Origin of the sequence: Roseinatronobacter ekhonensis (genome assembly GCF_900499075.1) — a bacterium.
GTDB lineage: Bacteria > Pseudomonadota > Alphaproteobacteria > Rhodobacterales > Rhodobacteraceae > Roseinatronobacter > Roseinatronobacter ekhonensis.
Window position 1 is genome coordinate 1 of record NZ_UIHC01000023.1, and the last position, 20,275, is coordinate 20,275.

Below are 20,275 nucleotides of genomic sequence, written 5' to 3' on the forward strand. Positions count from 1 at the left end.
CGACAAGCCCAAACCCTTCAAATGGACCAAAACCGCCGAGGACATCCTCACCCGGGAACGCCGCGCTCTGAACGCGCTCGATGAAATTCGCGGAAACAGGTAGGAAGTGTCAGACTCAGAACACTAGCAGTATTGCTATAGGTTTCGTAAATATAAAAATTGACACTTATCTAATTTAGAAAGCAAGAAACTACTAAGCAAACCTAGAAATAACCCTGACAACATTGTTTGCGACATCGACAAATCGGTTGAGCGTTGGAACAGTAAGCATAGCGCCACTTTGAGTTCGCCCTTGAAAGCACACATCAACAGGAATGTTGACTTCCTGTTTGAGTATACCATTTCTCGGCACGCCGCTTATCAACCATTCGTGCAATGTGAATGGCTTGACGGCCCACACAACATCTCGCCCGTTATCGGACATAGTCAAATCACCAGAAATTTCCGCAGGAAAGTCAGGGATTTGCTCGCGTAATCTTTCTGCGGAGAATTTAACGTGGTATGCAGTAGGAACGAGGTGAGCATGTTTGTCAGGAACATCGAGCGCATGCATGAAATACAGCATTTCGTTCCCACCGGGCTCACCGTGGGGTTTTAGATCAAGAATAGCTGCCAAAAACTCCGGACTGACCTTGTGGGCGAGTCTGTTTCTGCAAGATTCTTCGAGGCGACTGGCTTTTTCTGAAAATGGAAATTGGATAGCCCTTCTCTCTCTGTCAGTTGTCGCGACCCTACTGACAACAGCGCCGTAAGCGTGGTCAAGTGCGGAGCGCAAGTTGTGGATGGCATCCCCGCTCCGGACCGAAAGAGCGTCCACAACACTTGCGTCTTTTACAGCCATTGTAGCTCGCCTTCCAACCTTGGCATCTGTTTCAACAATGTAACGAAAGGGTCGTTTTTCCTTGAGAATTTCGTTAATGTCAGAGATGTGTTCAGAAGCCCTATCAATCTTGAGGCGTGCAGATTTAAAAATATCGTTTGAAGACACGGTAAAAAACCTCTGAAGACAAATCCGGGGGATTTCAAGGGAACTCGACTTCATCTCAGTGTCAATCCGCTACCGAGCAGTCGTCGAGGACTAAGCAATCAATCGTGGTTCAAAACCTTACCCCAATTGCACCCACCCCCAGACCTGCTACCCTCGGCCCACGCAACGCAAGGACACCCCCATGACAGAGCTCACCGGTTTCGGCGGCATCATCATCCTCGCCCTCGCGCTCTGGGCGATCATCTCGACCATCAATTCCTCTGCCTCGACCGGGCGCAAGGTGATCTGGTGTCTGATCGTGTTCTTCCTGCCGCTGCTGGGCTTCATCCTGTGGCTGCTCTTCGGCCCGCGCGCGCGGTGATCTTCGCGGAATTCGGGGCTTTTCAAGCGCTATGGCTGCGCATATAGTCGCCCTCATGACCATGCTGCTCCATATTCGCGCGACTGCGCCTGACAGCCTGCTTCTGCTTAGGGGCCTCTGAGCGTGCCGGACGGGCGCGCCGCTCAGAGGTGAGATGCGCCCGGACCCAAACCGCAGCAGACCCCAAGGACCACCCCCATGACCGACCATAGACAGGACCGCGTCCTGATTTTCGACACCACCCTGCGCGATGGCGAGCAAAGCCCCGGCGCGACCATGTCCCATTCCGAAAAGCTGGAGATTGCCGCCCTTCTGGACGAGATGGGCGTGGATATCATCGAAGCGGGTTTTCCCATCGCCAGCGAGGGCGATTTTCAGGCCGTGTCCGAGATTGCGCAGAACGCCAAAAACGCCACGATCTGCGGGTTGGCCCGCGCCAATCTGGGCGATATTGACCGCGCGTGGGAGGCGGTGAAACACGCGCCCCAAGGGCGGATTCATACGTTCATCGGCACCTCGCCCCTGCACCGCGACATCACGGCGCTGGACATGGACGGGATGGTCGCGCGCATTCACGACACCGTCGCCCATGCCCGCAACCTGTGCGATGATGTGCAATGGTCGCCGATGGATGCCACCCGCACCGAGCATGATTTCCTGTGCCGCGTGGTCGAAACCGCGATCAAGGCGGGCGCGACCACGATCAACATTCCCGATACGGTGGGCTATACCTATCCGCGCGAGAGTGCCGAGCTGATCGCCATGCTGCTGGAACGCGTGCCCGGCGCCGACGCGATCACCTTCGCTACGCATTGCCACAACGATCTGGGCATGGCGACCGCCAACGCGCTGGCCGCGGTGGAAGCGGGCGCGCGACAGGTGGAATGCACCATTAACGGTCTGGGCGAGCGTGCGGGCAACACCGCTCTGGAAGAGGTCGTCATGGCGCTGCGCGTGCGCGGTGACATCCTGCCCTATGCCACCGGCATCGACACCACCAAGATCATGGGCCTGTCGCGCATGGTCGCCGCCGTGTCGGGATTTCCGGTGCAGTTCAACAAGGCTGTGGTCGGCAAGAACGCGTTTGCGCATGAATCCGGCATCCATCAGGACGGAATGCTGAAGAACAAGGAAACTTTCGAGATCATGCGCCCCGAGGATATCGGGCTGGCCGCGACGAACCTTGTCATGGGCAAACATTCGGGCCGCGCGGCGCTGCGCGCCAAGCTGTCGGAACTGGGCTACGAGCTGGGCGATAACCAGTTGAAAGACGTCTTCGTGCGGTTCAAGGCGCTGGCCGACCGCAAGAAGGAAATCTATGATGACGACCTGATCGCATTGATGGCCGAAGCCAGCCTTGCCGATGAGGACGCCTATCTGCAAATCCGCCGCCTGCGGGTGATCTGCGGGACGGATGGGCCGCAAGAGGCAGAGCTGACATTGTCAATCGGCGGCGACGAGAAGTTCGTTGATGCCACCGGCGACGGCCCCGTCGATGCAACCTTCAACGCCGTGAAGATGCTGCACCCACATGACGCGCGGCTGGAACTGTACCAGGTGCACGCCGTAACCGAAGGCACCGACGCACAGGCCACCGTGACGGTGCGGCTGGCGCTGGACGGGGTGGTCTATTCCGGCCAGTCATCGGACACCGACACCGTGGTTGCGAGCGCGAAAGCCTATGTCAACGCGCTCAACCGGCTGGTGTTGCACCGAAATCGCGGCAACCTGTCGGCGCTCATGTCAAGCGCGGGCTGATCGTCCGACCGTGGGGGGCAGTCTGCCCCCCACACCCCCCTGAGAGTATTTCGCGCAAGATGAACAAGAGCAGGCTTCGCCGCTTGACCATCCGACGTGGCTAGGGCAAGGCAGCGCCATGCTCAGAATTGACAACATCAGCTTCGCCATGCAGGGCAACCCATTGTTCGAGGGCGCCTCTGCGACCATTCCGACTGGCCACAAAGTTGGCATTGTCGGGCGCAACGGGGCGGGCAAGACGACCCTGTTTCGCATATTGCGCGGCGAATTCCCGCTGGAGGGCGGCAAGATAGACCTGCCAGCGCGCGCCAAGATCGGCGGCGTCGCGCAGGAAGTGCCATCGTCCTCTACCTCATTGCTGGACACGGTGCTGGAAGCAGATACCGAACGCGCGAGCCTGATGGCAGAGGCCGACTCCGCGACCGACCCCGAGCGCATTGCCGCCGTGCAGACCCGGCTGGCCGATATAGACGCGTGGTCGGCCGAAGGGCGCGCAGCAACCATCCTGAAGGGCTTGGGGTTTGACACGCAAGCACAGGCGCGGCCCTGTTCCGATTTCTCGGGCGGGTGGCGGATGCGCGTGGCCTTGGCGGGCGTCTTGTTCGCGCAGCCCGATCTGCTGCTATTGGACGAGCCGACCAACTATCTGGACCTTGAAGGCGCGTTGTGGCTGGAAGGCTACCTGATGCGCTACCCGCATACGGTGCTGATCATCAGCCATGACCGGGGGCTGTTGAACCGCGCGGTCGGCCATATCCTGCACCTGGAGGACCGCAAACTGACGCTCTATACCGGAGGGTATGACGGGTTTGCCAAGCTGCGCGCCGAGCGGCGGGCGGCATTGGCGGCAGAGGCCGACAAGGTCGCCGCCAAGCGCGCGCATATGCAGAAATTCGTCGACCGATTCCGCGCGCAGGCCACCAAGGCCAAGCAGGCGCAATCGCGGCTGAAGATGCTGGAGAAGTTGTCGCCCATCACCCCGCCCGCAGAGGCCGCGCGCCATGTGTTCAGCTTTCCTGAACCCGAAGAACTGTCGCCGCCCATATTGCGGCTGGAAGGGGCGAGCGTAGGCTATGACGGCCCGCCGGTGCTGCGCAGTCTGGACCTGCGAATTGATCAGGACGACCGCATCGCGCTGCTGGGCCGCAATGGCGAGGGGAAATCGACCCTGTCAAAGCTGCTCGCCGGCAAACTGGCAGGCCACGGCACGCTGACCCGCGCCACCAAGCTACGCGTGGGGTATTTCGCGCAGCACCAGGTGGACGAGCTGGAGCTGGACGAAACGCCGTTGCAGCACTTGCAGCGCGAACGCCCGCATGAGGCGCCGCCGCGCCTGCGCGCGCGGTTGGCCGGGTTCGGGCTGATGGCAGAACAGGCCGAAACCATCGTGCGCAAACTGTCGGGCGGGCAGAAAGCACGGCTGTCGCTGCTGTTGGCAACGCTCGATGCGCCGCATATGCTGATCTTGGACGAGCCGACAAACCACCTGGATATCGAGTCCCGCGAGGCGCTGGTCGAAGCGTTGACCGCCTATACCGGCGCAGTTATCCTTGTCAGCCATGACATGCACCTGCTGTCGCTGGTCGCGGACCGGCTTTGGTTGGTCAAGGATGGCAATGTGCGCCCCTATGAGGGCGATCTGGACAGCTATCGCGCAGCCCTTCTGGCGGGCGATGACAAACCCGCGCGGCCCGCCGCCCCTGCCCCCAAGCCCAAGCGCGCCAGCCGCGACGAGCTTACGGGCCTGCGCCAAGAGGTCAGCAAATCCGAAGCGCGCATCGCCAAACTGGAAGACATGCGCGACAAGCTGGCCAAGAAGCTGGCGGACCCCGAAATATACGAAGACAACCGTGCGGGCGACCTGCGCGTCTGGCAGGCCAAGTATACCGAAGTGATGGAAGCGCTTGACCGCGCCGAGGCGATGTGGATGGCCGCGCAGGACGCGTTGGAAAAGGCACAAGGCTGACGTTCTAGCCCAGCATCATCTCATCTGCGCCCAGACAATCGTAATGCAGCTTCAGCCGCTGAAGCCCGATGCGCAGCACGATCTTGCCGGATCGCGCGGACCATCCCATCGCCTGTTCCGCGCTCTCGACGCCTTCCAGATGGCAACAGCAGCGCAAAACCATATCGGACAGGCCCGGCCCAAGGTCTTGCAGCGCGCCCATAACCCGGCGGCGCGCAGCGCGCGTTCCCGGCGGCGCAATGTTTGGGCAGGGAAGCACGCGCTCCTGCAAACCGCGCAGCAGCCGTTCAGCGGGCATGGGGGAAAGCGTATCCAGTTGCGCCATGACGAAATCCTCGCGCAGGCGGTCGGCGGCTTGCACCAGTTCGGGCACCAGAAACGGCGTGCCGGTCTTGTCGCGCCGTCGCGCCAGAACCGCAACCGGGGTTTCCGCAGCACCGTAGCGGGCGCGGCGCGGTCCCGAGCCGTCCTGTTCGTCTTGGGCACGCAGGGCCGCCGCACCGTCGGGGCTTAGACTGTAGCTGCGCACCCGGCCAGAGCGGCAGCAGGTGATCCAGTCTTTCAGCGCAAGCATCTCTGCCAATTCTCGGTCGAACACGGCAACCCGTTCGGTCCGACCATCGCCGAGGTCGCACAGGATCATCGCTTTGGGCATATCCGGCGCGACAACAAGCTGCGCGCCCGATCGGTCAAGCTGGCGGAGCACATGAAGCAGGTCGTCGGTCGAACAAGCGGGGGCAACCGCACCGGTCTGGGCACGGCAAGTCGAATGGGCCATGTCGGAATGCTCCGTGATATGTGGGGGGGCGGATGACGCAGCGCCATGTCGAGGCGGGACAGGGCATCATCCACCAGTGGGTCATCGCGCCGGTTTTCGAACCGGCGAACCTGTCGCAGAACGGTCGAGGCATGGCAGCCATTGCTGCGCGCGAGGGCACGCAAAGACAGGCCCTTTGCCGTGTGGGACAGGTAGAGCCGTGCGCCCGTGGGCACCCAGTCGGGCAGCGATGCACCGACGGTCAAGGTGCAACCGGATTCCACGCGGTTTTGTGCAGACATGCCGCGCCGTGCTCCTTTTCGGTATTCAGCCTATAGTTGCATTTATTACCGGACAGTTAATCTTGCCGCGGTTGAACCAAGATGCAGGCAAATCCCTAAATACGCTTGAAGGCAGCGCGCGGTCATGCACGGGCGAACGCAACAGTCGGAAACTTGTGCGATAATTCCTGCAAGTCTGAATAGGGAGATGGCAGATGGACCAATCAGCGCACGGCCTGCAAACGACAATCCGGCCTCGCCTTCTGGTTGTTGCGGCGCGTCACGGGCTGGCGCAATACGACCGCGCACGCAGCCTTGGCAGGATATTGGGGCTGCCTATGGGGCACGCCCTGCCCGATCCTGCCCGCGCGCAAGCCGCACTTGTGCGGCGCGAGGCCGAAATGGACCTTGCCCGCCGTAGCCATGATGCAAGCTGGCACCCGGCAGAGCATGTGCTGGTGATGACGGCGCTGTTATACGAAGCCCGCGACCGCATGGACGCACAGGCGCTTGGTGCGGGCTGACACCTGTCAGCCGCCGGGGTCAGAGCGAGAAACGCTCCACTGCGATCGAATCCTGCCGCAGCCGGGTTTCGAACGCCTGCGAGATGTGCTCTTTCAACGCCTTGTAGGCGGCATCCCCATCACCTGCGGCAATCGCCTCGACGATGGTGGAATGCTCTTCCAGCGTGCGCTCGCCCCGCCCTGCCACGGAAATAGACGTGCTGGCCAGCAGCGCCATCGAGCGGTGGACAAGATCCAGTTGCTGCACAAGATAGCGATTATGCGACGCCAGATGGATCTGTTTGTGAAAGCGCCGATTGGCGCGGCTTAGCGCTTGCGGGTCGTCCTTTAGCTTGGCGTCCTCTTCGACCATCGTGCGCAGCAACCGAACCTCTTCGTCGGTGGCATGGCGTGCGGCAAGGCGCGCGGCCAACCCTTCAAGTTCCGAGCGCACGACGTATAGCTCTGCGAGCTGGTTGTGGTCGAGCGACGCCACGATCAGCGAGCGCCCGTCGCGGGTCAGCAGCGATTGCGTCTCCAGCCGTTGCAATGCCTCGCGGATGGGCGTGCGCGACACGCCGAACCGTTCGGCAAGCTCCGATTCCACCAGCCGGTCGCCGGGTTTGTACACCCCCACATCAATCGCTTCGAGGATGAGGGAATAGGCATCTTTGAGAGGTTTGATATCGGCCATGCTATGCTCTTGGATCACACGACAAAGAAAACAGGGATTTCGGCGGAAAGACAAGCCGCAATCCTTGCCATCCCGCGCCCTGCGGCTAATGTTCCGGCCATGCCAGCCGCGTTTTTCAATCATGTCCAAACTTGGGTGTTCGATTTGGACAACACCCTGTATCCGCCGCATATGGGCCTGTTCGACCAGATCGACCGACGTATGACGGCGTATATCATGGCGGAACTCGGGTTGGACCAACCGCAAGCCAACCAGATGCGCCACGATTACTGGCAACGCTACGGAACCACCTTGGCCGGGCTCATGCGCGAGCATGATCTGGACCCGGAACCCTATATGGTCGAGGTGCATGACATTGATTTCTCGGTGCTGGCGCCCGATCCGGATTTGCGTGCCCGCATCGCGGCCCTGCCCGGACGCAAGATTGTCTATACCAACGGTTCGGCCCCCTATGCCCAGCGGGTCCTAGAGGCGCGTGGGCTGGATGGGCTGTTTGCCGCGCTCTACGGGGTGGAGCACGCCGACTACCGGCCAAAGCCCGAGGCTGACGCTTTCGCGCAGGTCTTTACCCTTGACGGGCTGGACCCGAAGGCCGCGGCGATGTTCGAGGATGATCCACGCAATCTGGCCGCGCCCCATGCGATGGGGCTGCGCACCGTTCATGTCGCGCCAAACCCCGACGCCGCAGCGCATATCCACCATCACACCGATGATCTGGCGGGGTTTCTGGGCAAGCTGACAGCCTAGGGCAAGCAAGGTGCGCCGTTGCGCCGCGCGACAATCTGCCATGCTGCGCTGCCGCGAAAAGAAACATATTTCTTCCGTAAATCAATTTGGAGGATGTATCTATGACCATGGCTGTTGACGGTGGCGCGACGTTTGCCAAAACCCCTGTTTCCAAAACAAGCCAGAAGGATGACGAACCCTGGGCCATCTGGGCTGGCCTGATGGTGTTCCTGAACGTGCTGGTCATTTCCGGCATGACGTTCGGGCTGGCCGGTTTGGTAAGCGTCATGGTCCCCGCGGCCCTTGGCATGGTGCTTGTTCTGGTGCGGATCGTCACCGAAGGTATGTAGCAGGGCAAGCTGCCGCATTGCCCTTTCCAACCCGCGTATTATGCTTTGTCCTGAAAACAGGAGAAATCTGATGCGCGCGAAGTTCGACATTGTTGTATCGGGTGGCGGGATAGCCGGGTTGACGGCCGCAGCGGCTTTTGGGTCGCTGGGGTATGCAGTGCTGTGTGTAGACCCGACACCGCCCGTCATGGCCGAGGCCGACCCAAGCTCCGACCTGCGCACAACGGCGTTTCTGCAACCCTCTGTCGATGTTCTGACATTGGCGGGCCTGTGGGAGCGGTTTCAATCACACGCAACGCCGCTGCAGGTTATGCGTATTGTCGACGCGGGCGGTGATGAACCCGAACCGCGCGTGAGTCATGACTTCAATGCTGCTGACATTTCCGACCAACCTTTTGGCTGGAACCTGCCCAACTGGTTGTTGCGTCGCGAATGCGTTGCGCGGCTACAGGAACTGCCCAACGTCACCTTCCGTCCCGGTATCGGCACGCGCCGCGTGACCACCCGTGAAAGCGCCGCGATCGTGGGGCTTAGTGATGGCACCTCGGTCGAAGCGCGGTTGCTGGTCGCAGCGGACGGGCGCAATTCGCCCATGCGTCAGGCGCTCGGCATTGACGTGCGCACCACGCGCTTCGGCCAAAAGGCGCTGGCCTTCGCGGTAACGCATCCGGTGCCACATGAAAACGTTTCAACCGAAATCCACCGCTCTGGCGGGCCCTTCACGTTGGTCCCCCTGCCCGACCGTGACGGGATGCCCTGCTCTGCGATTGTCTGGATGGAAACCGGGCCAGAGGCTGCACGACTGGCCGCCCTGCCCGTTGACGCGTTCGAACGCGAGATGAACCGCCGGTCCTGCGGGCTGTTCGGGCGGCTGGCGCTGGCGTCGCGCCGCACTGTCTGGCCCATCATCAGTCAGATTGCAGAACGGTTCCATGGCCAGCGCACCGCGCTGATGGCCGAAGCCGCGCATGTCGTCCCGCCCATCGGCGCGCAGGGGTTGAACATGTCGCTGGCCGACCTGTCAGCACTGACCGGGCTGATGACGCATGAGAACTTGGGCGAAGCGGCCCCCTTGGCCGCCTATACTCGCAAACGGATGCCCGATGTCGCCATGCGCGTGACGGGTGTGGGGATGCTGAACCGCGCATCCATGATTGATGCCCGACCGTTGCGTGATGCCCGCGCTGCGGCCTTGAACGCGATGTATTCGGCTGCACCCGTGCGCCGAACGCTTATGCAGCTTGGGATCGGGGTGCGTTAAGCAAGGCTAACGCCATGGAATAGGCGCGTGCCGCAGCCCGCGCCTTTTCCAAGCCAAACAGCGCGCCTGACTAGGCGTGGATTGCGCCATCCCCGCAGGCCAGTGCGGCTTCGCGCACGGCTTCCGAATAGGTCGGATGCGCATGGCAGGTGCGCGCAAGATCTTCGGCGGCTGCGCCAAATTCCATCGCGACGCAAATCTCATGGATCAGGTCGCCTGCATATGGGCCGATGATATGCGCCCCAAGAATACGGTCGCTGTCCTTATCGGCCAGAATCTTGACGAACCCATCCGCCGCGAAATTCGCTTTCGCGCGGCCATTCCCCATGAAGTTGAACTTGCCAACCTTGTAGGAGCGCCCTTGTTCCTTCAGCGTCTCTTCGGTTTCGCCGACCGACGCGACCTCTGGCCATGTGTAGATCACGCCGGGGATGACACCGTAATTGACATGCCCCGCCTGACCCGCGAGCACCTCGGCGACGGCCATGCCCTCATCCTCGGCCTTGTGGGCCAGCATCGGCCCCTCGATGGCGTCGCCAATCGCATAAACCCCGTCAATGCTGGTCTTATAATGGCTGTCGGTCGCGATCTGGCCGCGCTTGGTCATCTCGACACCCAGATCGTTTAGCCCCAGCCCATCGGTAAACGGGCGGCGTCCGGTCGACAACAGCACCGCATCGGCCTCCAGCTTGTGCTCGCTGTCATCCTTGCGAAGTTTATACGTCACGGTGGCCTTGGTCTTGGTCGCGGATGCCGACTGCACCGCAGCGCCCAGAACGAAGGTCATGCCCTGCTTGGTCAGAAGTTTCTGAAAAGTCTTGGCGACCTCGCCGTCATTGCCGGGGATGATCCGGTCAAGATATTCGACCACCGTCACCTCGGATCCAAGCCGGGCATAGACAGAGCCCATCTCCAGCCCGATGACGCCTGCACCAATTACCACCAGTTTCTTGGGGATCTTGCCAAGTTCCAGCGCGCCGGTGGAGGTGACGATCACCTTCTCATCGACCTCTACCCCCGGCAGCGGGCTGCTCTCGGAACCCGAGGCAATAACGATCTTTTTCGTCTCGTGCAGTGTGTCGCCCACCTGCACCTTGCCCGGCGCGGGAATCGACGCCCAGCCCTTGATCCAATCCACCTTGTTCTTCTTGAACAGGAATTCGATACCCTTGGTGTTCTGCCCGATCACGTCGGACTTGTAGGATTGCATCTTTTTCCAATCGACCTTGGGCTTGGCACCGGTCAGGCCCATCGTGTCGAAATTATGCGCAGCCTCATGCAACTGGTGGGTGGCATGCAACAGCGCCTTGGACGGGATACAGCCGACATTCAGACAGGTGCCGCCCAAAGTCTCGCGCCCCTCGACACAGGCAACTTTCAGCCCAAGCTGGGCCGCGCGGATGGCGCAGACATAGCCGCCGGGACCAGAGCCGATGACGATGAGATCGTAGGACATGGGGTTTCCTTTCTGTTGCCGGGGTCTGGGGGCGCTTCGCCCCCCTCGGGCCTGACGGCCCTCACCCCCCGAGGATATTTAAGCAAGGGTGAAACACTATATGAGTGCAAGGACAAGGAGCAGGATAGAGCAAAGATATCCGATTCCGAAAAAGACAGAGCGCCAAGGCTGCCACCCCAGAACGTAGGCCGGGACAAAGGCAACCCGCGCACCCAGATAGATAAACGCCAGCGCCCCGCTCAGCGGCGTGCTTTTGTCCGCCAAGGATATGGCGGTCACGGCGACGCCAAACAGCAAAAGCGCCTCTTGGTGGTTGTCATAGGCGCGCTTTAGCCGCGATGTGCCGGGCGACAATGGTTTTGGCGGCGGGTCGTCGCGCGGCGACAGAAAGTAGCGCGTGCCGATTTCCAGATTGGCGCGCAGGGCGAGATGCGCCAGTTGACCCGCCCAAAGCAGGCCCGCGAGTGCGAGGCAGATAAGTTCCAAGCTCATACAATGCCCTCCGGTCGGTCGGGATCATACCCGAAAGCCGTGAAATCTGCGGTGAAAATATCTGCGATACGGGCCAGCGCGGCCCGGGTCAGAAACGCGTCGGGGTCGATCGCAGGCTGGCGGTTGCGCGGCGGCAGATCCTGGGGCACAGGGCGGTCGAGATGCGCGCAGACCTTGGTGAAGAAAGCGCCCATATCCTCGGCCCGGCCGATAATGTCGGGGCGCAGGATGTCGGGACGGATATTGGTGACCTGCGGCCGGAAATGGGCATCTGCCATCCAGCCGCCCAACGCTTCCTCTGCGGCAACCCACTCGAGGAAACGCAGGAACCCGTCCGGCATGCCCGTGTGACGCGACCAGTCGAACCCCGCCAGCGCGGTCATGCGCAAACGGTGCAGACAGAACGCTTCTGATCCGGCCTCTTGCGCGCGACAGATGTAGCGGTAGCCCGACAGCGCGCGCGTCGCAGGATGGCGCACTGTGGTCAGGCGCAAGGACTGACCCAGCGCCGCGTGGGCATCGGTGACATCGGGATGCTCGGGCAGGCGCGCGAAAAGCCGCGCTTCGGCCAGACGGTGGACGATCTTGTCGCCCTCGAACGCATCTGCATACCCGGCGCTTAGCGGTTGGCCGAATTCCAGCGCGAACAGAAACGCCAGCACCGACGATGTGGCGGATTTGTTATTGGGCTTGAACGCCCAGGCCAGATTGCACGGCACGAAGGTATACAGGAAATACTGGTGCAGCCGGTTCCGGTTTGCGAAGGCATCCGGCAGCGCCTGAAAGGCCGGTTCCGTCGCAGCGCGTTGTGCCGTGTGGTCGCGCAGCGGCGCGGCGAACACGCCGGGCATTGGTTGGGTCTGCTGCGAGATTGTCATGAACAGCCCTTGCTGGCCAAGAGCCGCGCACCAGCGAACGTGGCGCGCGGCAAGGGTTCTACAGGTCCATCAGCAAGCGGCGCGGGTCTTCGAGCGCTTCTTTCACGCGGACAAGGAAGGTCACGGCGCCTTTGCCGTCGACGATGCGGTGGTCGTAGCTGAGCGCCAGATACATCATCGGGCGGGCCACGATCTGGCCTTTGACAACCATGGGGCGTTCCTGGATCTTGTGCATGCCAAGAATGCCCGATTGCGGCGGGTTCAGAATTGGCGAGGACATGAGCGAGCCGTAAACGCCGCCATTCGAGATGGTGAAGCTGCCGCCCTGCATATCGGCCATCGACAGTTTGCCATCGCGCGCGCGGCGGCCCATTTCGGCGATGGTTTTCTCGATCTCGGCAAAGCCCATCTTATGGGCATCGCGCAACACCGGAACAACCAGACCGTTCGGCGTGCCGACGGCCACGCCCATATGGACGTAGTTCTTGTAGACCACATCGGTGCCGTCAATCTCTGCATTGACCTCGGGCACTTCGTTCAGCGCATGGCAGCAGGCTTTCACGAAGAAGGACATGAAGCCCATCTTCACGCCGTGCTTCTTCTCGAACATGTCTTTGTATTCGTTGCGAAGCTCCATGATGCCGCCCATATCCGCCTCGTTATAGGTGGTCAGCATGGCAGCGGTGTTCTGCGCTTCCTTCAGGCGGCGGGCGATGGTCTGGCGCAGCTTGGTCATGCGCACGCGCTCTTCGCGCGCGGCGTCATCGGCGGGGCTTGGGGCACGCGGGGTCTGGGCAGGCTGGGCGGGCGCGGTCGGCGCAGGCGCAGCCTGTGGCGCCGGGGCCGCGCCTGCCTTTTGTACATCTTCCTTCATCACGCGCCCGTCACGGCCGGTGCCGCTGACCTGATCGCGTGACAGGCCCTTTTCCGCCATCAGTTTCTTGGCAGAGGGTGCATCTTCCACGTCACGGTCCACCGTGCCCGCTTCGGAGGCGGGCGCTGCGTCTTGCGCGGGTGTCGGCGTGGCGCCGGCTGCGGCACCAGAGATCACGGCAAGTTTCCCGCCCGCCTGAACGGTTGCGCCCTCGGCTGCCAAAATCTCGCCCAAGACCCCGGCTGCAGGGCTTGGCACCTCGACCGACACCTTGTCGGTTTCCAACTCGCAGAGCATCTCATCCACGGCGACGGCCTCGCCCGGTTGCTTGAACCAGCTTGCGACCGTGGCTTCCGACACGCTTTCGCCAAGCGCGGGGACCATCACATCCACAGCTTCGGCCTTTGCGGCTTTGGGCGCGGATGTTGCGGCAGGTTTTGCAGCAGGCGTCTCGCCCGTCGCGGCGCCGTCACTCGCGCCGATCATCGCCAGAAGTGCGTCGACGCCGACGGTGTCACCCTCTTGCGCGACGATCTCGCCCATGGTGCCCGCAACGGGGCTGGGCACTTCGACGGTCACCTTGTCGGTTTCCAACTCGCACAGCATCTCATCCGCTGCGACAGGGTCGCCCGGCTTTTTGAACCATGTGGCAACCGTGGCTTCCGACACGCTTTCGCCCAATGTGGGCACTCGAACTTCGGTGGACATGGTCTTGTTATCCCTCGATTGTCAGCGCTTCGTTCACGAGCGCTTGCTGTTGTGCTTTGTGTTGGCTGGCCAGCCCTGTCGCCGGAGAGGCAGAGGCCGCGCGCCCGACATAGCGCGGACGCTGGGTCTTGCCTTTCAATCGTCCCAAAACCCATTCAAGATTTGGTTCGATAAAGGACCACGCGCCCTGGTTTTTCGGTTCTTCCTGACACCAGATCACATCGGCGCCGGGGAACCGTTCCAGTTCCTTCAGCAGCGACATGGCCGGGAACGGGTAGAACTGTTCCACCCGCAGCAGGTAGACATCATCCGCCCCGCGTGCATCGCGCTCTTCCAGCAGGTCGTAGTAGACCTTGCCCGAACTCAACACGACACGGCGAATCTTGTCGTCGGGTTTCAGCGTCAAATCGCTGTTGCCCCTTTCGGCGTCATCCCACAGCACCCTATGAAAGCTGGACCCTTCGGTGAAATCCGTCGTCTCGGAGATACACATCTTGTGACGCAGCAAGGATTTTGGCGTCATCATCACCAGCGGCTTGCGGAAGGTGCGGTGGATCTGACGCCGCAGAATGTGGAAATAGTTGGCCGGGGTCGAGCAATTGGCGATGATCCAGTTATCCTGCGCGCACATTTGCAAGAAGCGTTCCAGACGCGCGGAAGAGTGTTCCGGCCCCTGCCCTTCAAACCCGTGCGGCAGCAGCATGACCAGACCCGACATGCGCAGCCATTTGCTTTCACCCGAAGAGATGAACTGGTCGAACATGATCTGCGCGCCGTTGGCGAAATCGCCGAATTGCGCTTCCCACAGAACCAGCGCGTTGGGTTCGGCCAGCGAATAGCCGTATTCAAAGCCCAGCACCGCGTATTCCGACAGCATGGAATCGATGACCTCGTACCGCGCCTGCCCGTCCTTGATGTTGTTCAGGGGGTAGTAGCGGTCCTCGGTCTGTTGGTCGATAAAGGCGGAGTGGCGCTGGCTGAACGTGCCGCGCGTGCTGTCTTGGCCGGCCAGACGAACAGGATACCCCTCGACCGCAAGGCTGCCGAAGGCAAGCGCCTCTGCGGTGGCCCAATCGAACCCTTTGCCCGATGCGAACATCTCTTTCTTGGCATCGAGCTGGCGTGCAACCGTCTTGTGAATATTGAACCCTTCGGGGATTCGCGTCAGCGCCGTGCCGATTTCGGCCATCGTCTCTGACGCGATGGCGGTCTGGCCGCGTTGGTATTCCTCACCCTTGCGGTCCATGTGCGACCAGCGCCCGTCCAACCAGTCGGCCTTGTTGGGCTTGTAGGTTTTGCCGGTTTCGAACTCGTCATTCAAGAACGCCTGGAACGCGGCTTTCATGTCCTCAATCTCGCCTTCGGGGATCAACCCGTCAGCAACCAGCCGGTTGGTGTAAAGCTGGAGCGTCGATTGATGCTTCTTGATGCGGGTATACATCGAGGGGTTGGTGAACATCGGCTCATCCCCCTCGTTATGGCCAAAGCGGCGATAGCAGATAATGTCGATGACCACGTCTTTCAGGAATTTCTGACGGTATTCCGTGGCAACCTTGGCGGCATGCACCACCGCTTCGGGGTCGTCCCCGTTGACGTGGAAAATCGGCGCTTCGACCATCAGCGCAATGTCGGTCGGATAGGGCGATGACCGGCTGAAGCTGGGCGCAGTGGTGAAGCCGATCTGGTTGTTGACCACGATGTGAATGGTGCCGCCGGTGCGGTGGCCGCGCAGGCCCGACAGCCCGAACCCTTCCGCAACAACGCCTTGGCCCGCAAAGGCCGCGTCGCCATGCAGCAAGATACCCAGAACCGTGCGGCGCTCGGTATCATTCACCTGATCCTGCTTGGCACGCACCTTGCCCAGAACCACTGGGTTCACCGCTTCCAGATGCGACGGGTTGGCGGTCAGCGACAGGTGCACGGCATTGCCGTCGAATTCGCGGTCGGACGAGGCCCCCAGATGGTATTTCACATCCCCCGATCCATCGACGTCCTCTGGCTTGAAACTGCCGCCCTGGAATTCGTTGAAAATGGCGCGGTAGGGCTTGGCCATCACGTTGGCCAGAATGTTCAAGCGGCCCCGATGCGGCATGCCGATGGCGATTTCCTTCACCCCCAGCGCGCCGCCGCGCTTGATAATCTGCTCCATCGCGGGGATGGTGGCCTCTGCCCCGTCCAGCCCGAAGCGTTTGGTGCCCATGTATTTGACATGCAGGAATTTTTCGAACCCTTCGGCCTGCACCAGTTTGTCCAGAATCGCGCGGCGCCCGCGCTTGGTGAACTGGATCTCCTTGCCAAGCCCCTCGATCCGCTCTTTCAGCCAGCCGACCTGTTCAGGGTCCGAGATATGCATGAATTGCAACGCGAAGGTGCCGCAATAGGTGCGTTGCAGGATATTGATGATCTCGCGCAGGCTGGCCACTTCCATCCCCAACACCTTGTCAAGGAAGATGGGCCGATCCATGTCGGCCTCGGTGAAGCCATAGGATTTCGGGTCAAGCTCGGGATGCGGGGTGTCCTTGCGCATGCCCAGCGGGTCAAGCTCTGCCACAAGGTGGCCGCGGATGCGGTAGGCGCGGATAATCATCAACGCGCGCACGCTGTCGAGCACGGCCGCACGCACCTGCGCGTCCGACAGGCTGACGCCCTGCTCGGCGGCTTTCTCGGTGATTTTCTTGGCGGCGTCTTTCTTCTCAACCGGCGGGGCGGGCCATTCACCCGTCAGCGCCGAGGTCAATTCGTCGGCGGGCTGCGGCGGCCAGTCGCCGCGCGCCCAGCTTGGGCCGTTGGCGGCGGCCTGCGCATCGACTGTGGCCTCTCCCAGCGATTGGAAATAGGCCTGCCACACGTCGTCGACCGATGACGGGTCGGCGGCGTGGCGGGCCTGCAAGGCTTCCACATAGTCAGCGTTCTGACCGGCCAGAAAACTCTCGCTGGTCATGCCGTTATCCGGGCTGTGATCGTTCATCCTATCACCTATCAGGTCGAAAGAGTTGGGGCCAAGGTCTACCGCACGCGGGGTTCAGGGCCGTAAGCGTTCGGGCCGCGCTGGGTCGGGCGCGACATCCACCAGACAATCACCAGCCCGGCCAGAAGTTGCGCGATGCCCAATGCGACGAGTGTGGTGGCCGACGCGCCGACACCGATCATGCCACCCGGCTCCATCGGAACGCCACCGTCCATCATGCCGCCCATGCCGCCCGCCATCATGGTCCGTGTCAGACTGCCGCTGACCAGTGTTGACACGACAACGATCGCGGATGGCACCAGCAGGAACCAGCCGGGGCGGCCGGTGTCTTGTAGCCGTCGCCAGCCAACGGCGAGGAAGGGCAGGAAAATGGCGATCTGGAACAGCGCCACCAACATGCCACTACCCCGCCCGAGCATGAGAAGTTCCAGCAGGCTGACAACAAAGGCACCGGCAAAGACGAACAGGAAAAACCACCAGTATTCCGGCCTGCGCGCCCGACCCTGAAAGGTAAAGGCACCACGAAACCCGCCGACAATCGCATCCTTGAACGTCATTCCCGCTCTCCTGCTGGTGCGCGAGGTTACTTGCCGATGGCCGCCAAAACCGCCTCGCCCAGACCGGCGGGGCTGTCAGCGACCACGATACCCGCGCTTTTCATAGCGTCGATCTTATCCTCTGCGCCGCCCTTGCCGCCAGCCACAATCGCGCCAGCATGGCCCATGCGGCGCCCCGGAGGTGCGGTGCGGCCTGCAATGAAGCCCGCAACGGGCTTTTTACGGCCTTTCTTGGCCTCGTCCTTCAGGAATTGCGCGGCTTCTTCTTCGGCACTGCCCCCGATTTCCCCGATCATGATGATCGACTCGGTTTCATCATCGGCCAAAAACCATTCCAAAACGTCAATATGCTCGGTCCCTTTGATGGGGTCGCCGCCGATACCGACGCAGGTGGATTGGCCAAGGCCCACATCGGTGGTCTGCTTGACCGCTTCATAGGTCAGCGTACCCGACCGGCTGACCACGCCGACGGACCCGCGACGGTGGATATGACCGGGCATGATGCCGATCTTGCAGGCATCTGGGGTGATCACGCCAGGGCAGTTCGGCCCGATCAATACGGATTTGGAATTCTCCAACGCGCGCTTCACGCGCATCATGTCCATAACCGGGATGCCCTCGGTTATGCAGCAGATCAGCGGGATTTCCGCGTCCAGCGCCTCTAGGATCGAATCCGCGGCGAAGGGCGGCGGCACATAGATGACCGACGCATTCGCGCCCGTCGCGTGCACCGCTTCGTGGCAGGAATTGAACACCGGCAAGTCCAGATGGCTTTGACCACCTTTGCCGGGCGTCACACCGCCCACCATCTGCGTGCCATAGGCAATCGCCTGCTCAGAGTGAAAGGTACCCTGTGAGCCGGTGAAGCCCTGACAGATGACCTTGGTGTTTTTGTCTATGAGAACGGACATAGTCGATGCCTTTCGATTATTGCAGAATTCCGGCGCTGCCATCGGCGTTACAGCCGAAATGAAAGCCGACGTTTCGGAATTCCATGATCATGATGCGCGAGCCGACCATAAATTCGAGACCAGGGCAGCCATTGGCCAAAAGGTCGCGATTCACAGGTCCAGCAAAGCTGTTAGGATAGACCGCGCGCAGTTGCGCAGGGCCAATGTCTTGGGCTTCGGTCAAGGACAGATCGGTCGTTTCGACCCAGCACCATTGGGTAAGTTCAATCGGCGTGACAAACCCCGACACGCTGCCTTTTTCGAAATTGTAGCTACCTTCATCGGTGTAGCGCAGTTCGAACCCGGCAGCGCGCAGGTCATCTAGGGCCTGTTCCTTGGACAACACATTTTCCAAGCAAATCGAGACGGCTTGCGCCATATCGGTCCGGGCATCGGCCAGAACAGGCGTCCCCCCCAGACCGATCAACAGCGAAATCGTGGTCGCAACAGGCCGCACCGGATTAACCCTTCACCGCTTTGACGATCTTTTGCGCGCCGTCTTTCAGGTCGTCCGCAGCGATCACGTTCAGGCCGGAATTGGCAATGATTTCCTTGCCTTGCTCCACATTCGTGCCCTCAAGGCGCACCACCAGCGGCACTTGCAGGCCGACCTCTTTGACGGCAGCGATCACGCCCTCGGCAATGATGTCGCAGCGCATGATGCCGCCGAAGATGTTGACAAGGATGCCTTTGACGTTCGGGTCCGAGGTGATGATCTTGAACGCTTCGGTCACCTTCTCGGTCGTCGCCCCGCCGCCCACATCGAGGAAGTTGGCAGGTTCGGCCCCGTATAGCTTGATGATATCCATCGTCGCCATGGCCAGACCCGCGCCATTGACCATGCAGCCAATCTCGCCATCCAGCGCGATATAGTTCAGGTCGTATTTGCTGGCTTGCAGTTCCTTGGGGTCTTCTTCCGTCTCATCGCGCAGCGCCAGAATGTCGGACTGGCGGTAAAGCGCGTTGGAATCAAAGCCCATTTTCGCATCAAGGCATTTCAGATCGCCACTGTCGCTCACGATCAGCGGGTTGATTTCGACCATCTCGGCGTCGCGCTCAATGAACAGCTTGTACAGCTTGTTCACAAGGTCCACGCATTGCTTGATTTGCTTGCCTTGCAGGCCCAGCGCGAATGCGACGCGGCGACCGTGAAAGCCTTGAATGCCCGTCGCCGGATCGACCGAGAAGGACAGGATTTTCTCAGGCGTGTTGGCCGCGACTTCCTCGATATCCATGCCGCCCTCGGTCGAGACGACGAAGCTGACACGGCTGCTGACACGGTCAACCAGAAGCGCAAGATAAAGTTCACGCTCGATATCCGAGCCGTCCTCGATATAGATGCGCCCAACCTGCTTGCCGGCGGGACCGGTCTGGTGCGTTACCAGCGTGCGGCCCAGCATCTGCTTGGCCATTTCTTCGGCTTCGCCCACGGATTTGGCCAGACGCACGCCGCCTTTTTCACCGGCGGACGCCTCCTTGAAGCTGCCCTTGCCGCGACCGCCTGCGTGGATCTGCGCCTTGACCACCCAAAGCGGGCCATCCAGTTCGCCCGCGGCAGTTTTCGCTTCTTCGGCGCGCAGCACGATGCGACCATCCGACACCGGCACGCCGTAAGAGCGCAATAGCCCCTTGGCCTGATATTCGTGAATATTCATGACACTGTCCCATTTCGGCTTTCAGTTGAGCCGTGCATGGCAGAATCATGACAAAAAACAATGGCAAACTGCGTCGAAATCGCGCAACCTTA

General features: G+C 61.2%; 19 protein-coding genes. 7 read left to right on the top strand and 12 right to left on the bottom strand.

Annotation, left to right across the window (positions count from 1 at the left end):
* Positions 1 to 193: 193 nt before the first annotated feature.
* Positions 194 to 988, bottom strand: a complete 795-nt coding sequence (locus tag ROE7235_RS19875; protein ID WP_147434205.1) for a hypothetical protein — start codon at positions 986 to 988, stop codon at positions 194 to 196.
* A gap of 181 nt (positions 989 to 1,169) precedes the next feature.
* On the opposite strand from ROE7235_RS19875, the gene ROE7235_RS11440 reads away from it, so the two are divergent.
* The 3 genes from ROE7235_RS11440 (at position 1,170) to ROE7235_RS11450 (ending at position 5,073) form a co-directional block, all read left to right on the top strand.
* Positions 1,170 to 1,349 carry a PLD nuclease N-terminal domain-containing protein gene (locus ROE7235_RS11440; RefSeq protein WP_121095692.1) on the top strand — a complete coding sequence of 60 codons (180 nt, stop codon included), beginning with the start codon at positions 1,170 to 1,172 and terminating at the stop codon, positions 1,347 to 1,349.
* Positions 1,350 to 1,547: 198 nt separating this feature from the next.
* Positions 1,548 to 3,107 (top strand): 2-isopropylmalate synthase, encoded by a 1,560-nt coding sequence (locus ROE7235_RS11445; RefSeq protein WP_121095693.1) that lies wholly within the window; start codon positions 1,548 to 1,550, stop codon positions 3,105 to 3,107.
* Between the two features lie 118 nt (positions 3,108 to 3,225).
* Positions 3,226 to 5,073, top strand: a complete 1,848-nt coding sequence (locus tag ROE7235_RS11450) for an ABC-F family ATP-binding cassette domain-containing protein (RefSeq protein WP_121095694.1) — start codon at positions 3,226 to 3,228, stop codon at positions 5,071 to 5,073.
* 4 nt (positions 5,074 to 5,077) lie between these two features.
* On the opposite strand, the gene ROE7235_RS11455 is transcribed toward ROE7235_RS11450, so the two are convergent.
* Positions 5,078 to 5,851, bottom strand: a complete 774-nt coding sequence (locus ROE7235_RS11455) for a DUF6456 domain-containing protein (protein WP_306418870.1) — start codon at positions 5,849 to 5,851, stop codon at positions 5,078 to 5,080.
* A 475-nt stretch (positions 5,852 to 6,326) separates the two neighbouring features.
* On the opposite strand from ROE7235_RS11455, the gene ROE7235_RS11460 reads away from it, so the two are divergent.
* Entirely contained in the window at positions 6,327 to 6,635 is a 309-nt protein-coding gene (locus ROE7235_RS11460; RefSeq protein ID WP_121095695.1) for a DUF6477 family protein, read from the top strand.
* Between the two features lie 19 nt (positions 6,636 to 6,654).
* Here the strand turns inward: ROE7235_RS11460 and ROE7235_RS11465 are convergent, their stop codons facing one another.
* Complete coding sequence (locus ROE7235_RS11465; RefSeq protein ID WP_121095696.1) at positions 6,655 to 7,308, bottom strand: GntR family transcriptional regulator; 654 nt, start codon at positions 7,306 to 7,308, stop codon at positions 6,655 to 6,657.
* A gap of 99 nt (positions 7,309 to 7,407) precedes the next feature.
* On the opposite strand from ROE7235_RS11465, the gene ROE7235_RS11470 reads away from it, so the two are divergent.
* From ROE7235_RS11470 to ROE7235_RS11480, 3 genes are all read left to right on the top strand, one after another.
* Positions 7,408 to 8,055: a pyrimidine 5'-nucleotidase gene (locus ROE7235_RS11470; protein ID WP_121095723.1), complete on the top strand. Its 648-nt coding sequence runs from the start codon at positions 7,408 to 7,410 to the stop codon at positions 8,053 to 8,055.
* Positions 8,056 to 8,156: 101 nt separating this feature from the next.
* Positions 8,157 to 8,384, top strand: coding sequence for a hypothetical protein (locus tag ROE7235_RS11475; RefSeq protein WP_121095697.1), 228 nt, complete (start codon positions 8,157 to 8,159; stop codon positions 8,382 to 8,384).
* A gap of 70 nt (positions 8,385 to 8,454) precedes the next feature.
* Complete coding sequence (locus tag ROE7235_RS11480) at positions 8,455 to 9,645, top strand: UbiH/UbiF family hydroxylase (RefSeq protein WP_121095698.1); 1,191 nt, start codon at positions 8,455 to 8,457, stop codon at positions 9,643 to 9,645.
* Between the two features lie 70 nt (positions 9,646 to 9,715).
* Here ROE7235_RS11480 and lpdA read toward each other — a convergent pair whose 3' ends face one another.
* From lpdA to sucC, 9 genes are all read right to left on the bottom strand, one after another.
* Positions 9,716 to 11,101: a dihydrolipoyl dehydrogenase gene (gene lpdA, locus ROE7235_RS11485; RefSeq protein ID WP_121095699.1), complete on the bottom strand. Its 1,386-nt coding sequence runs from the start codon at positions 11,099 to 11,101 to the stop codon at positions 9,716 to 9,718.
* Positions 11,102 to 11,197: 96 nt separating this feature from the next.
* A complete protein-coding gene (locus tag ROE7235_RS11490; RefSeq protein ID WP_121095700.1) occupies positions 11,198 to 11,593 on the bottom strand; it encodes an MAPEG family protein in 396 nt (131 codons plus the stop codon).
* Positions 11,590 to 12,471, bottom strand: a complete 882-nt coding sequence (locus ROE7235_RS11495) for a sulfotransferase family 2 domain-containing protein (protein WP_121095701.1) — start codon at positions 12,469 to 12,471, stop codon at positions 11,590 to 11,592. Before ROE7235_RS11495 ends, ROE7235_RS11490 begins: the two co-directional genes overlap by 4 nt.
* Before the next feature lie 58 nt (positions 12,472 to 12,529).
* Positions 12,530 to 14,053 (bottom strand): 2-oxoglutarate dehydrogenase complex dihydrolipoyllysine-residue succinyltransferase, encoded by a 1,524-nt coding sequence (gene odhB / locus ROE7235_RS11500; RefSeq protein ID WP_121095702.1) that lies wholly within the window; start codon positions 14,051 to 14,053, stop codon positions 12,530 to 12,532.
* 7 nt (positions 14,054 to 14,060) lie between these two features.
* Positions 14,061 to 17,021 (bottom strand): 2-oxoglutarate dehydrogenase E1 component, encoded by a 2,961-nt coding sequence (locus ROE7235_RS11505; RefSeq protein ID WP_121095703.1) that lies wholly within the window; start codon positions 17,019 to 17,021, stop codon positions 14,061 to 14,063.
* A gap of 38 nt (positions 17,022 to 17,059) precedes the next feature.
* Positions 17,060 to 17,578, bottom strand: coding sequence for a DUF805 domain-containing protein (locus ROE7235_RS11510; protein WP_121095704.1), 519 nt, complete (start codon positions 17,576 to 17,578; stop codon positions 17,060 to 17,062).
* Between the two features lie 26 nt (positions 17,579 to 17,604).
* Complete coding sequence (gene sucD / locus ROE7235_RS11515) at positions 17,605 to 18,489, bottom strand: succinate--CoA ligase subunit alpha (protein ID WP_121095705.1); 885 nt, start codon at positions 18,487 to 18,489, stop codon at positions 17,605 to 17,607.
* A 16-nt stretch (positions 18,490 to 18,505) separates the two neighbouring features.
* Complete coding sequence (locus ROE7235_RS11520; protein ID WP_121095706.1) at positions 18,506 to 18,985, bottom strand: hypothetical protein; 480 nt, start codon at positions 18,983 to 18,985, stop codon at positions 18,506 to 18,508.
* A 4-nt stretch (positions 18,986 to 18,989) separates the two neighbouring features.
* The gene (gene sucC / locus ROE7235_RS11525) at positions 18,990 to 20,183 is read right to left on the bottom strand and encodes an ADP-forming succinate--CoA ligase subunit beta (RefSeq protein WP_121095707.1); all 1,194 of its coding nucleotides are present in this window, start codon (positions 20,181 to 20,183) and stop codon (positions 18,990 to 18,992) included.
* Positions 20,184 to 20,275: the final 92 nt, after the last annotated feature.

Excerpts from the sequence above, each read along its gene's own strand:
- lpdA (WP_121095699.1), bottom strand. The coding sequence starts at position 11,101 with ATGTCCTACGATCTCATCGTCATCGGCTCTGGTCCCGGCGGCTATGTC.
- odhB (WP_121095702.1), bottom strand. The coding sequence starts at position 14,053 with ATGTCCACCGAAGTTCGAGTGCCCACATTGGGCGAAAGCGTGTCGGAA.
- sucC (WP_121095707.1), bottom strand. The coding sequence starts at position 20,183 with ATGAATATTCACGAATATCAGGCCAAGGGGCTATTGCGCTCTTACGGC.
- ROE7235_RS11440 (WP_121095692.1), top strand. The coding sequence starts at position 1,170 with ATGACAGAGCTCACCGGTTTCGGCGGCATCATCATCCTCGCCCTCGCG.
- ROE7235_RS11475 (WP_121095697.1), top strand. The coding sequence starts at position 8,157 with ATGACCATGGCTGTTGACGGTGGCGCGACGTTTGCCAAAACCCCTGTT.
- ROE7235_RS11490 (WP_121095700.1), bottom strand. The coding sequence starts at position 11,593 with ATGAGCTTGGAACTTATCTGCCTCGCACTCGCGGGCCTGCTTTGGGCG.
- ROE7235_RS11480 (WP_121095698.1), top strand. The coding sequence starts at position 8,455 with ATGCGCGCGAAGTTCGACATTGTTGTATCGGGTGGCGGGATAGCCGGG.
- ROE7235_RS11510 (WP_121095704.1), bottom strand. The coding sequence starts at position 17,578 with ATGACGTTCAAGGATGCGATTGTCGGCGGGTTTCGTGGTGCCTTTACC.
- ROE7235_RS11450 (WP_121095694.1), top strand. The coding sequence starts at position 3,226 with ATGCTCAGAATTGACAACATCAGCTTCGCCATGCAGGGCAACCCATTG.
- ROE7235_RS11495 (WP_121095701.1), bottom strand. The coding sequence starts at position 12,471 with ATGACAATCTCGCAGCAGACCCAACCAATGCCCGGCGTGTTCGCCGCG.
- ROE7235_RS11505 (WP_121095703.1), bottom strand. The coding sequence starts at position 17,021 with ATGAACGATCACAGCCCGGATAACGGCATGACCAGCGAGAGTTTTCTG.
- ROE7235_RS11445 (WP_121095693.1), top strand. The coding sequence starts at position 1,548 with ATGACCGACCATAGACAGGACCGCGTCCTGATTTTCGACACCACCCTG.
- sucD (WP_121095705.1), bottom strand. The coding sequence starts at position 18,489 with ATGTCCGTTCTCATAGACAAAAACACCAAGGTCATCTGTCAGGGCTTC.
- ROE7235_RS11470 (WP_121095723.1), top strand. The coding sequence starts at position 7,408 with ATGCCAGCCGCGTTTTTCAATCATGTCCAAACTTGGGTGTTCGATTTG.
- ROE7235_RS11455 (WP_306418870.1), bottom strand. The coding sequence starts at position 5,851 with ATGGCCCATTCGACTTGCCGTGCCCAGACCGGTGCGGTTGCCCCCGCT.
- ROE7235_RS11465 (WP_121095696.1), bottom strand. The coding sequence starts at position 7,308 with ATGGCCGATATCAAACCTCTCAAAGATGCCTATTCCCTCATCCTCGAA.
- ROE7235_RS11460 (WP_121095695.1), top strand. The coding sequence starts at position 6,327 with ATGGACCAATCAGCGCACGGCCTGCAAACGACAATCCGGCCTCGCCTT.